Source organism: Tepidanaerobacter acetatoxydans Re1 (assembly GCF_000328765.2).
GTDB classification, from domain to species: Bacteria; Bacillota; Thermosediminibacteria; order Thermosediminibacterales; family Tepidanaerobacteraceae; genus Tepidanaerobacter; species Tepidanaerobacter acetatoxydans.
Genome location: NC_019954.2, coordinates 2,116,708 through 2,129,142 on the forward strand (window position 1 = coordinate 2,116,708; position 12,435 = coordinate 2,129,142).

At 37.7% G+C, this 12,435-nt stretch carries 13 protein-coding genes; 1 reads left to right on the top strand and 12 read right to left on the bottom strand.

What is annotated here, in order from left to right; genetic code table 11:
• Nucleotides 1-98: 98 nt before the first annotated feature.
• Both TEPIRE1_RS10075 and TEPIRE1_RS10080 read right to left on the bottom strand, forming a co-directional pair.
• Nucleotides 99-1,280, bottom strand: a complete 1,182-nt coding sequence (locus TEPIRE1_RS10075; RefSeq protein ID WP_013779070.1) for a MalY/PatB family protein — start codon at nt 1,278-1,280, stop codon at nt 99-101.
• Between the two features lie 28 nt (nt 1,281-1,308).
• Entirely contained in the window at nt 1,309-1,815 is a 507-nt protein-coding gene (locus tag TEPIRE1_RS10080) for a type 1 glutamine amidotransferase domain-containing protein (RefSeq protein ID WP_013779071.1), read from the bottom strand.
• A 600-nt stretch (nt 1,816-2,415) separates the two neighbouring features.
• Between TEPIRE1_RS10080 and TEPIRE1_RS10085 the strand changes: the two genes are divergently transcribed.
• Nucleotides 2,416-3,486 carry an ERCC4 domain-containing protein gene (locus TEPIRE1_RS10085; protein WP_013779073.1) on the top strand — a complete coding sequence of 357 codons (1,071 nt, stop codon included), beginning with the start codon at nt 2,416-2,418 and terminating at the stop codon, nt 3,484-3,486.
• Nucleotides 3,487-3,550: 64 nt separating this feature from the next.
• Here TEPIRE1_RS10085 and TEPIRE1_RS10090 read toward each other — a convergent pair whose 3' ends face one another.
• The 10 genes from TEPIRE1_RS10090 to TEPIRE1_RS10135 form a co-directional block, all read right to left on the bottom strand.
• A complete protein-coding gene (locus tag TEPIRE1_RS10090) occupies nt 3,551-4,762 on the bottom strand; it encodes a phosphopentomutase (RefSeq protein WP_013779074.1) in 1,212 nt (403 codons plus the stop codon).
• Nucleotides 4,759-5,919 carry a YhfX family PLP-dependent enzyme gene (locus tag TEPIRE1_RS10095; protein WP_013779075.1) on the bottom strand — a complete coding sequence of 387 codons (1,161 nt, stop codon included), beginning with the start codon at nt 5,917-5,919 and terminating at the stop codon, nt 4,759-4,761. The genes TEPIRE1_RS10090 and TEPIRE1_RS10095 overlap by 4 nt, the downstream gene beginning before the upstream one ends.
• Nucleotides 5,920-5,923: 4 nt before the next feature.
• Nucleotides 5,924-7,012: an aminotransferase class V-fold PLP-dependent enzyme gene (locus TEPIRE1_RS10100; RefSeq protein WP_013779076.1), complete on the bottom strand. Its 1,089-nt coding sequence runs from the start codon at nt 7,010-7,012 to the stop codon at nt 5,924-5,926.
• A 1-nt stretch (nt 7,013) separates the two neighbouring features.
• Complete coding sequence (locus TEPIRE1_RS10105; RefSeq protein WP_013779077.1) at nt 7,014-7,910, bottom strand: phosphotriesterase family protein; 897 nt, start codon at nt 7,908-7,910, stop codon at nt 7,014-7,016.
• A gap of 19 nt (nt 7,911-7,929) precedes the next feature.
• Nucleotides 7,930-9,210 (bottom strand): YhfT family protein, encoded by a 1,281-nt coding sequence (locus TEPIRE1_RS10110; RefSeq protein WP_013779078.1) that lies wholly within the window; start codon nt 9,208-9,210, stop codon nt 7,930-7,932.
• A gap of 6 nt (nt 9,211-9,216) precedes the next feature.
• Complete coding sequence (locus tag TEPIRE1_RS10115) at nt 9,217-9,588, bottom strand: DUF2620 family protein (RefSeq protein WP_013779079.1); 372 nt, start codon at nt 9,586-9,588, stop codon at nt 9,217-9,219.
• A gap of 5 nt (nt 9,589-9,593) precedes the next feature.
• The gene (locus TEPIRE1_RS10120; protein WP_013779080.1) at nt 9,594-9,950 is read right to left on the bottom strand and encodes a PRD domain-containing protein; all 357 of its coding nucleotides are present in this window, start codon (nt 9,948-9,950) and stop codon (nt 9,594-9,596) included.
• Nucleotides 9,951-10,001: 51 nt separating this feature from the next.
• The gene (gene yhfZ / locus TEPIRE1_RS10125; protein ID WP_013779081.1) at nt 10,002-10,934 is read right to left on the bottom strand and encodes a GntR family transcriptional regulator YhfZ; all 933 of its coding nucleotides are present in this window, start codon (nt 10,932-10,934) and stop codon (nt 10,002-10,004) included.
• A gap of 153 nt (nt 10,935-11,087) precedes the next feature.
• Nucleotides 11,088-11,912: a Cof-type HAD-IIB family hydrolase gene (locus tag TEPIRE1_RS10130; RefSeq protein WP_013779082.1), complete on the bottom strand. Its 825-nt coding sequence runs from the start codon at nt 11,910-11,912 to the stop codon at nt 11,088-11,090.
• Between the two features lie 48 nt (nt 11,913-11,960).
• Nucleotides 11,961-12,428 (bottom strand): RDD family protein, encoded by a 468-nt coding sequence (locus TEPIRE1_RS10135; RefSeq protein ID WP_013779083.1) that lies wholly within the window; start codon nt 12,426-12,428, stop codon nt 11,961-11,963.
• Nucleotides 12,429-12,435 lie beyond the last annotated feature (7 nt).

A 12,435-nucleotide genomic window follows, 5' to 3' on the forward strand; every position in this document is an offset into this window, starting at 1 on the left:
ACCGTCTATATTTGTATATTAAATACATGTGTTTGAAACTGTAGTCAAACTAAAAAAAGCCACAGATTTCAAAAACCTGCGGCCCTTTATTTACACTTTTACTTTATACTTTCTACCGCTGACTTCAGGCGTTTTACTGCTTCATTTACATATGTTCTTGGACAGGCTATGTTGGTTCTCTGAAATCCTTCACCACCATGGCCAAACCAATATCCACTTTCAAAAGCAAGTTTTGCCTTATCTATAATAAAGTCATTCAGTTGATGAGCATCAAATCCCAGTTCCCTGCAATCCAGCCATACCAGATATGTTCCCTCTGGTTTTACGACCTTTATCTGTGGAACATCTTTTTCTATGCCTTCCGTAAATGCCCTTAAATTTCCATCCAAATACTCCAAAAGCTGGTCAAGCCATTCCTCTCCGTGTGTATAGGCAGCTTCAAGAGCTACCAATCCAAAGGCATTATTTCTGAGCAGTTGCAGTCTTTTTATAAAATTTCTGTATATATCATAATAAGCTGTATTAGGAATTATTATGGTTGAGGTTTGAAGTCCCGCCAAGTTAAAGGTTTTGCTGGGAGCTGTACATGTAATAGAACTTAGAGCAAATTCTTCCGATATCGATGCAAAAGGTATATGCTTTACTCCGGGGTATAAGATATCATGGTGTATTTCATCAGATACTACCAAAATATTATTGTCAATACATATCCTTCCCAGTCTTATCAACTCATCCTTCGTCCACACACGGCCTACAGGATTATGCGGGCTGCATAAAAACATGAGTTTAATACGCCGGTCCTTGACTTTTTCTTCCAAATCGTCAAAATCCATTGTATAACGCCCTTCCTTATAAATCAACGGATTATTTACAATTCTGCGGCCGTTATCTTCAATAACCCTGAAAAATGGATAGTAAACCGGCTGCTGAACCAATACCTTATCTCCCGGATATGTAAAAGCATTAATAATAAAGCTTAACGCCGGCACTACTCCAGGAGTATATATCATCCACTCGGTTTTCACATCCCAATTGTGCCGTTTTTTCATCCATCTGGCCACTGATTCAAAATAAGATTCCGGTCTTGACGTGTATCCATAGATTCCCTGTTTTGCTCTCTTAACTAGCGCATCTACAACCGGCTGTGGACTCATAAAATCCATATCAGCTACCCACATGGGCAGCAAATCGTCTCGGCCAAACATTTTTTTTAGTTCATCCCATTTGGAAGAATAATTACCGCTTCGATCGATAACAGTATCAAAATCATACTTTTGCATAATATCCTCCCCCTATTATAAGCAATTGCTATCCAATTTTTTCAATTATAGCCTTTAAAAATGCCGGCAAATCATTGGGATTCCTTGATGTTATTAAATTTCCATCTACGACTACCTCTGCATCTACATATTCCGCACCCGCATTTACAATGTCATCCTTTATTGAAAAAAATCCGGTTAATCTTTTACCCTTTAAATTACAGCAAGAAGCCATCATCCAAGGTCCATGGCAAATAGCGGCTATCGGCTTACCCTGTTTATCCATTTCCCTTACAAAATTCAATGTATCTTCATTCCTGCGCATATGGTCTGGAGAGTAGCCTCCCGGTATTACAACAGCATCATAGTCCTTGGCCTTTACTTCCTTGGAAGAATGAGTGCTTTTTTCCGTAAATGTGCTCTTCCCCACATATGCCTTGTCTTTGTCCGAACCTACTAAATGCACCTCATACCCCGCCTCTTTAAGCCGAAAATAAGGATATATTAACTCCTTTTCATCAAAAAAATTCTCTATCAATATAGCAACCTTTTTCACTTAAATCACCTCCTTGGACAAGTTTCCCCGAACATTATTGTATATATACTTTGACATCTCTTAAGAAATTCCTCTATTATATTTTAAATCCTTCAAAATCAGGAGAAAACCTCCTCATGCTGCAGGCTGAGCATTTCAGACAAAAATAAATGCCGCATATAGAGCGGCACAAGTTGCATCATATTTAGCTTTAATTAGTCTTCATACAGGCTTGAAAGTATTTTTTGGATGTCTTTTTTAGCTTTTGCAATCTTTTCTTTTGCAACCTTATCTTCAAAAAGATATTTCTTCAACATATATCATCGCCTCCGTTGATAACAATTTTCAATCCTAATTAAATTATAATATGAAAATCATTATCAGTCAAGAGGCAAAACAGAAATTTCTAAAGAAATTTCAGCGATTTTTAGAGCAATTTTCGGGGACGGTTTGACGATGTTTAGGGACGCTATGTTTAGCAATATTTTCAGGGACGGTTCCAAGATATTCATGAATATCTTGGAACCGTCCCTGAAAATCGCCCCGAAAATCTTGTGCAAACCAAGTAAAACACATATAATTAATTATATAAGTAGTAAATGTATTAAAAGGAGAGTAAATATGTCTTCTCTATGGTGGATTCTTGAATCAACAAATAATGAGAAGTTTCCCTACAGGCTCAGCATAAAAATGGATGATAAAACAAAACTGTGCCTTAGAGTTCAAAGTAAGTGGCCTGGAGCCGGGACTCAGATTTTTTGTTTGAGAGAATCAGAAGATTATTCAGATTCCATTGAAGAAATAGAACGTGTGCCGGTAGTAAACTTGAGCCGCTATGGAAAACGACTTTCGGTAGTTCTGGATCGAGCCACCAATAAAAGATGTGAATTTTTATTTTTAAAAAAGAAGTATAAACAAAAAGAAGGCGAATATGAGCAGATATTTTGGAGAACCCAGCAGGGATTGAGGGAGAGAAAGCCAAAGGTTCGACTTACAGCCCAAGGTAATGCACAGATTCATGTCTTGATAGATACAAATGAAAAATACCCGTGGAAATTTAATGATTGCACTGTAGAGAGAAAAGCTCTTGATGCCGGAGATTACGCCCTTTTAAGAAAAGATGGAATTGTAGCCGTGGTAGAACGAAAGACCTTCGAAAACTTAAGAATCGATTTGAGTAATCTCCCCATATTTCACCAAAAGCTTGGGGAGATGGAAGCTTATACCCATTCTGCACTAGTAGTAGAGGCCAATTACTCGGACTTTCTAAACCCCGATAAACTAACAGTATACACGCCTTCTTTTATGGCTAAAGCTCTTGCGGAGCTTTCCGCTCTACATCCTAAAACCAATATCATCTTTGCCGGCAACAGAAAACTGGCCAATGAATGGACTCTTAGGTTTTTTGAAGCTATTGAGTCTCATGAAAATGACGTATTCCCCGACAAAGCAGCCGAACAGGCGGCAAACTACGAACCGTCTCCTAACTTTAGAGGCGGCATGTATTATGATATAAAGAAAGAAATTTTAGATGGCTTTGCAAAGGATTTTACCATCTCCGAAATCAGGGAAAGGTTTCCCAATGCAGGTGACTCAACTATAAGAAGGGTCTTACAAGAACTAAAAGAAAAAGGCAATATCGAGTGTGCAGGCAGATGGAGAAATAGTCGGTGGATAAAAAAAGAAAAATAGAACAAAAAAACAGGGATGGTTCTAAAATATTCATGAATATTTTAGAACCATCCCTGAGCATTCTCTAAACATCTTTTAGGCATTCCAAAAAACTTTTGCCATTTTCAGGCATGTCTAAGTTAAAGTAATCGGCAATGGTGGCAGCTATGTCGGAAAGGGTTTCTCTTTCTTTTAAATTGACTGCCTTTAATTGTTTTCCGTATACTAAAAGCAGAGTCTTCTCTCTAGTATGGTGACTATGACCGATGGTAGGATCATTGCCGTGATCTCCCGTTATTATTAATATATCTTCCTTTTCCATGCCTCGCATAATACTGCCTAAATACTTGTCCGCCAACATGAGTTTCTGAGCATATCTCTTATAATCCTGGGAGTGCCCTGCAAGATCGGTTTCTTGGACATTTGCCGCTATTAAGCCACTGTGCTGCAGCTTCATTTGTTCCAGTATGAGTTCCATTACACCTTCGGTTTCTACTTTAGGATAATAATTTGCACCTTCGCACTCGATCACATCGGCTACTTTGCCTATAAGAGAAACCTGATATCCGCTTTTATGCATTATAGAAGGTATCTGAACCTCGGGGTTTACACCATACCCCAGATGTCTTACCATATAGCCGCTTTTGTATACTCCTGATTTTGGACAATCTATGCCAATGATATTATTTTGTTTGATCTCTACAGCATTTAAAATATCTTCAACTGTAATACCTCTACCTCCCAGTACTATAACCCTGCCTACTTCAACATTTTCTCTGACTATCCTGCCGATAGCAAGTTCATCTTGAAAGGAAATATAATCAAGAGGTGCCGTCACATTATAGTTTTGTCCCGGATCTGCTTCAATGTTATCTGCTATGGTCACAAGGTCATTTACTAATAGAAATGGGTGTTTTAAATTAGGCCTTGTAACTCTGTATCCCTTTTTTAATAAAGCATGTTCCACTTTATCTATATAGTAAGCAAAAGGCTTTTCTACCGGCTTTTTTGGTTTACTGCCCATTATCTCCTGGTGTCCTTGATAGGTATCGGCTCCGAAGTGAGCCAGTTTGCTTTTCCCATAGCTTGCCAATGGATTCTTAACTCGTTTAATCTTCTTGGTATCTACAAGATAACCGGCTCCTAAAGTTTCAAGATTTGATATTGTAAAATCATCGTTAGATTCAGCCACATGTTTTAAAGTATTAGCACCTTTATCTTGCGGCCTCACCTTTGATACATCGTCCATTTCTCCAACGCCCAGACTGTCTATAACTAAAAGAATCGCTCTTTTCACTTACTTATCTCATCTCCCAGAGAATTGAATACTCCCAACAACTTTGGATTTCCGCTTTGTATGCCCTTAACAACTGCAACCTTCGACCTGGTAACAAAAATTTGGGTTCTAAAGGAATATATTGCCGTATCACCTACATGAAGGTTGCACTCATCGGTAATTACAGCAGAATAATAATCTATAGACTCAGGTGGAAGTTCTTCCACATCTAACAAACGTTTTTGATCGGGGATATATGCCTTTTTCATTTTAGACCTCGGATAAAATCCTCCTCCGAATACATATGCCCTATTACCATCTACATGAGAAACTTCCGTGACATAGACTATGGCAGATTTTTCAGGTTCTAAAGCTTTTACATGAAGAGGGGTAGTTCCGGTAAAAGCATGACCAGGCTCACCGCAGGTTACTCCCAGCTCTTTTAGCAGTGGAATTGATGAAACGCAAGTAGCACTGGGGCCATTTATTTGAGTAATTTTAAATCCTAGATTTTTAAGACGCTCTGCCGCATCTATAAGCGTGTATATGTTGTGTGTAGGCTCAATCTTTTCTGATATCTCATCGTATAAAAAACAGGGAAAGGAGGTGACGCCTACAACATTCACATTATCAAGTTTCTTAATATCTTTGGCTGTGTTTTCTAAGGCATCCATCTTTATTCCTCCTTCTTGTCCGGGATAAAAGCAGTCGTCATCGTCTACAACCCGCAAAAGTATATTCTGCACCGTCCTAATTTCTCGGGCAGCGTCAGATACCTCTTTGACTTTATCTAGGCTAAAGCATGTTATAACTTCAGGTTTCATAGAAAGTGCTTCTTTTATGAATCTTTTAGGTATTTGAACTAAGTGGCCCAAATGCCCTATTTTAACTCCATGATTAAAAAGTACCCTGGCTTCATCCATATCCACTGCAACTGCCTTTTTTATACCTGCATTCATTATCGCTTTAGCAATTACGGGATTTCTACCAAACTGCTTCGTCATAAAATATAAGTCTATATCGAATTTCTTGCCGGCTTCAAAAATCAGTTCAGCATTTTTACTAACCACATCCAAATCTATAACATACGTATTAGGTTCTATTAACCCAGCTTTATGAAATTTTGCAGCAATATCTATTAACATTGGATTATTCTTTAAAGTAGCTTCTAAAAACATTTGATCACCTTGCTTTTCTAACTGCCTCTTTTAATATTCTTATTACTGTTTCCCATCCTGCTCTCATTGGATTTATTCTTATCATATAATCCTTCATTTCGGGATTCTCTTTTATGAATGTACCAGATGCTCTGTAAAACATTGGCGTAATTTCATATCTGGATTCAGCTCCCACAGGATGTGTTGCAGCACCTAGTTTATTAGCTTCCTCAATAACTTTTGAAGAAATGGGATCTGATAATTTTGCTAAAATAGTCCTTGATTGAGCATTAACTATGTGCGCAGCCTCTACGCCTTCTATTTCTCCGCCATTTATCATTTTAGCAATTTTTGTAATTTCTTCTGCTTGAACAGCTGCCATTACGGGTGCAAAAACCATCGAGCGCAAAACCTCCATAGCTTCATATCCTTGAACTTGTCCTCCGCCTGAGTAATTCATACTTCTTATCCTGTCTATTACCTCACTAACACCTACAACACATCCTATGCCTTCAGGCCCTAAAAGTTTAAAGCATGAAAAGCAAGAAGCCGATGCACCAACCTGAGTTCCGATATGCTTCGTTTTAAAAACCGTATAATTTTCATCGGTAATTATTGGGATATTAGTCATTTTTCTTATAGCATTAATGAGCTCATACATATTGTAACTGTCAGAACTCTTCTGTCTCGAATGCTGAATGTATACAAGTTTGATACCGGGATTTATAGCTTTTAAAACCTCGTTTGTATCATTCATATCTGCCTTTACAGTATCAATATCCATAAATTCTAAAGTTGTAGCTGTTGTAGAGTAAATTGGCGCATCATGTATTAAGATTTTATCACCGGCTTTTAGAACTGCTTGCAACGCACAGCGAATGGCTCCTGTTCCTGCTCCCCTAACAAGTGCAGCATCTTGCGCTTCGAAAAAATCCGCTATTACTCTTTCCACTTTTGCCGTAGTCTTGGGTCTGCCTAAACCTGGTACAACTCCAAGATCACCCATGCTCAAAAACTCAGCCCCTGTAAAATGATGAGTAATAGTGTCTACAAGCTTAAATTGAAGTTTCTTAGCTTCACTTAAAGTTAAAAATTCTAATGGAAATGTTTGCAAATTATCTACCTCCGAAAACACGTCTTGGATTTTCTATCATCATCATGTCAATGTCTTTTTGATTTATACCATTTCTTAAAAGCATAGGCACAAAAGATTCTAGTATATAGGAGCGCCCATAACCACCATATTTTTTTAGTTGAGACTTTCTGGTTATATCAAGAGAAAGAACTATTCTGCTCGCATAACCCCGTTCTATCAACTTGCAAAGATTACTAGCTCTGAGCGTATCGGGTTGATAACTATTTTTACCTATAGTATCAAATCCAATATAACAACCTTTCTCTAAAACCTTGAAATAATAATCTATGTCTGGGTTTAAATCGACGTGTCCTATAATAACCTTTTCCAAATCCACACCGTTTTTTTCGAACAATTCTATTTGCTTTAAACCTAGTTTTCCTAAAGTTGTATGTGTTGTTATAGGAACGCCAGTAATTTTATGGGCATAGGCGGCAGCTTGAAACACCTTTTTTTCTTCATTAGTAAATGCATCTTGACTGGTGCCTATTTCTCCTATTATCCTCGCTTTTATCTCAGTCTTATCTATGCCATTTACTATTTCGTTTATCATAAAAGTTGAAAGTTCTTCTACGTTCTTTTCATATACCATTTTGGGGAAAAACGTGGTTTTGTAAAATCCCGTAGCAGCTACAACATTTATGCCTGATCTCTCAGATATTGCTATCATCCTGGCAATATCTCTGCCCATACCCAAATTTGTAACGTCTACAATTGTATCTATACCATGTGCTTTTAACGTCTCCATATCTTCAATCATGGCTTCATCATCATTTAGATTTGCATCAGCATCTTTTTTTGCGGAAAGATCTATTGTTAAATGCTCGTGCATTAGGGTTCGACCTAATTTATCTGTTTTACCTAAGACAGTATCCATTAATAATTACATCCCTTCTTTAGGCAGCCGGCGGTATATAAAGTCCAATCACCGCTAAGATGTTTACTATTATCCCTACTAAAATAGCTCCTATGGGCCCAATAGCCATCCGAACTATCGGTCTTCCCGCTGCTTCATTCAGCAAATAAATTCCAATGACCAAGAATACGCCCAATCCCGGAATCATCAAATTTGCAGCATTGATGCCGCCCACCAAAAGCGCTATCTCTAAAAGCTGACTCATAGCCGTTCTTATGTTATCTGCAGAATTTCTTATACCGGGGAATTTATCCAAGAAACCGGCTATACTGCTTAATAAATATACTTCGGCGAATATTATAATAAATCCAAGTATAGCTGCAACGAAGGGATTATTTACAAAAAGAGCAGCAGCAAAAATAAAAGTCATACCCACCGGGCCATAGACGCCGGTTGTTATCGCCGTTGTAGCTACCAATGGCACAAATCCTATAGCTCTAGCTAAAGCTGCCATCGCTGCATCGGTGTATTTCATCTCTTTTACAAGATTCAAAGAGATTGGATCACCGGCTACTAAGTGCAAAGCTGTCCCCATAGCCACCAGTGCCCCCATAATCGCCAATATCCAAACATTTTTCTTGATTCTTGCAACTCTCTCGCTGAAAATAGCTGCTAAACCGGTTTCACCGCTTGATTTTTCTTGAGATGCAAAAATAATTAGAATCACCATTCCTGCAAGCATCGCCATACCATCTGGATTAAGAGCAATTTCGGAGCTTCCGACAGTTATAGGACTAAATCTCACAATTAATACCCTGATAAATCCTGATACTGCCAGTGTAATAAATCCTTTTTTAACGCCTTGCTGCAGCGCCACCGCTAATGCCGGAAAGGCTGCAAACGCCATTGTTACCGGCGATCCTATGGCACTCATGGCATCAAAAATATTTACCGGTAGTATCTTAAACAAATTTACGATCCACTGAAGTCCTGCTAAAAGTCCAACTCCATATAATGCTCCTATAGTACCTGAAATAATATCACCGGCAGCGCCTTTAGGTGCCCAAGTCCCGATGATATCAGTACCTAAGAGTATACTGTGAATCAAAAGAATAGAAGCACCTATTGAAACCGGAATTCCAAATCCTACTACTAGACCAAAACACATCGCAAAGCTCGTAGATGCTAGTTCTGCTTTTGTCATTCGTCCTTCAATATATTCAGGCATTATTGGCCTTAATCCATCATTAAATACTGCTATTCCTCTATTTGCCAAAATGGCGGCAAGCGCCCCAATGGCTGCTATAACAACAGTGTTCATTTTACATTACTCCTCCTTATTATTTAATATGGCATTTACAATCATCGGCACTGCTTTTTCAATATGATCATTTGTAAATCCAAAAGCAACTTTACCTTCTTTTACAGCTTTTCTCACATTCTCACTTTGGGGTGGCTTTCCAGGCATCGATACAGTTGCACATTTTGCAGCACCTATCAGAGCCATAGCCAAGGCCAAAGCTCCACCACCTCCCGTGGCACAAGCTCCAATATAATAATCAGCATTTCCATTTTTTACCGCCATAGCCGCTTCAATGTCTGACATTATCTTGACATCTACTGCCTCACCTCCTATTTTTCTAATTATTTCAGCTATCTTAGCTTTATCAATAGCCCCGCCAACTGCTATCCTAATCATTTTATTTAACACTCCTTTTCCATTAAGCTGCATATATGAAGTAATATATACCCCTTCTCGCTTTCCGGCAGCTTGATTTTCCCTTCTTTTTCGATGAAGTCGATAAAGTCTTGGGCTTTGGGATAATTCTTGTTATTCTGCAGTTCGTCTATTATAAAGTCTTCTAAAGCTTCCACTGTATTGCCATCTTTTATCCTTTGAAAAGACATGGCAAGGTGCGTAATAAACATGTTTCCCTTTTCATCTTCAACATTTATGCCCATCTGGCTTAACCAAGCAGCAGTTTTTAATGCCAAGTCCCTCACTTTACCATCAATAACACCTCCGTCATAGAGAATTTTTATCCTGTTATTAATATCCATCATATGACCTCCGTTCAATATACAGAACTTTGTATGGTTACGCAAAAAAAATTAATAATTTGGCAGCATTTTTCCTTCTAATACCTTTTTTTGTATTTCAATAACATATTGTTTATCAATGACATTTCTTAGAATATCCCTTAAACCCCATTCGGATTTTTTGGTAACCAATACTGCTTTTGTATTGTCTTCTTTTAGTTTTACAGCCTTAAGATTTTTTAAATCAAAATAAGATATGCTTAAATTTCTATCTTCAATCTCATCTATATTCCAAATAGCTGCATCAACTTTCTTATCAAGCAAGCTTTTTAAGATCTGATTATACGTAAGCTCAACATATTTAACTTCTTTGCCTTCACATTCATAAGTTGTAAGTATAAAATGATCCGGTGAGCTCTTATCCAGTGCAACCCTCATGCCATCTCTAATTTCACTGTCTTCAGGATTTGCGAACAATACTTTGTGGTCTTTTACATATGAATAATTGCCGAAATCTATAACCATTTCAATATCTTTCCCTGATAAAACACCCATATCAGCAGCCAGTTTCGAGATAATTATAAAATCATACTTTGATTGTTCCAAAGCTTCCAGCCTTTTATATCCGCCTCTCATGTATGCCATATTAAAGGGAATGCCGGATTTTTCAAATGCCTTATAAATGCCGGTAGCAAGTCCTTCGTATCTTCTTGAATACGGAAGAGGCATGGCGCCTGTAACACTTCCCAAGCCTGCCACGTCCCATAACTTTCGGTAATCTAAGCCTTCAATAAATGTACCCAGGTGACCTTTCGGCTCAAGCTTTACAGCTCCGGTTTCTTCCAAGAATCGTAAAGCAGATTGAATGGTGCCTCGTCCCAGATGGAATTTCTCAGCATAAACTCCTACCGGCTCAATTCGGTCATCCTTTTTTAGTGAAATAAATTCTCTTGCTAATTTTAAAACAGCTATTCCGTTTTTAGTCAATAATTCTTTGTTTATCAAATTACCACCCGTTCAATATACTATATTTTGTATATTATTATATCAGTATTCCTCCTATTAAACAATAGCGTTTATATAAAAAGTTATGTTTATTTTGTAATAGTGTTATCTAGACCTATTATTTTACAAAATGCTGATTAGAGGAACATTACTTTATACCGTTCTTAATATATGCTTATAAATAGCATAGCTTACTCCTGACATATCATTTGACAGTGTTACATAATCCGCCGCTTTCTTCAGTTCTTCTTCTGCATTATCCACGGCAATGGACAGGCCGGCTACTTCAAACATGCTTATATCATTGTGGTTGTCGCCGAAAACCACAATTTCTTCAAAACTGATATCAAGGTGCTTAGATAGAGTTATAAGCGCTTTGCCTTTTGACACGCCCCAACTCATAATATCGATTAGACCCCTTCCGGAACTTACGATAGTCAAGCTGTTATCTGTATTTATATCTTTATTTAACCTTTCCAAAATATGTTTATTTTGGTCGTTTATCAAAACTTTAATTATATCCTGATTGGAAATGTCCAAATCCTTAACACTATAACTTTGGGCTTGCAGTTCCTTTTTTACGCTCATGTTATATTCTCTAACTAAATTTATGCGTTTTGAGTTTTCACTGTAATAAATGCCCTCAGGAGTATATACTAAATAGTCCAAGCGGTTGTCTTTGCAATAGTCTACAAGCTTTGCAACAACATTCGGCTCCATTGTTTTCATATACAAAATTTCACCTGTTCGAACATCCTTTATCAATGCACCGTTACAAGCTATTATAGGAGTTGCCAAGTCCAGTTCGTAAAGGTATTTGTTTGCAATAAGGTCATGTCTGCCGGTTGCTATAATAACCTCTTTGCCCTTTGTTTTTAGAATCTCAATAGCTTTTCGGTTTTCGTCGGTTATCTCTCCCGCAGAGTTTAGCAGTGTTCCGTCTAAATCACATACAATCCATTTATATTCATTTGCCATTTACTTACACTCAATCCTTCTGGTATATTTATTGTATAATGTGTTAAGTTAAATATCTATTACATCATCTTTTTCTTTTAAATCCTGGCTTTCTGCCACTTGGGTATTTGCCCATTTATCGCCAAGTCTTCTACCGTCATTATCTGTTACTGCCAATACAATTTCAACCACCATCAGAGCAAAGCCGACTATACTGCCGATTATCCATCCCAAAATAGGTACTATGCCAAAAGCACTGCCTATAGCAATAGGTAAGTTCCTCTTTACAGATATTGTCCAATCTATGTCTTTGCCTTCCAGAGAAACAACTTCAAGTCCCATAATCTTTTTACCGATACTACGATTTTTAAAATCTGCATTTTTTGTTATTTCAAAGGCCACAGCATCCTTTGTCAGAAGGTAAACCGTGCTTACAATTGCTCCCAATATCGGAATATATATAAGTAAACTCGCAATAATACCGTCAATCAATGCCGCAAGAAACCTTTTGAATAAATCCGCCTTTTTATACTGCATATCATTT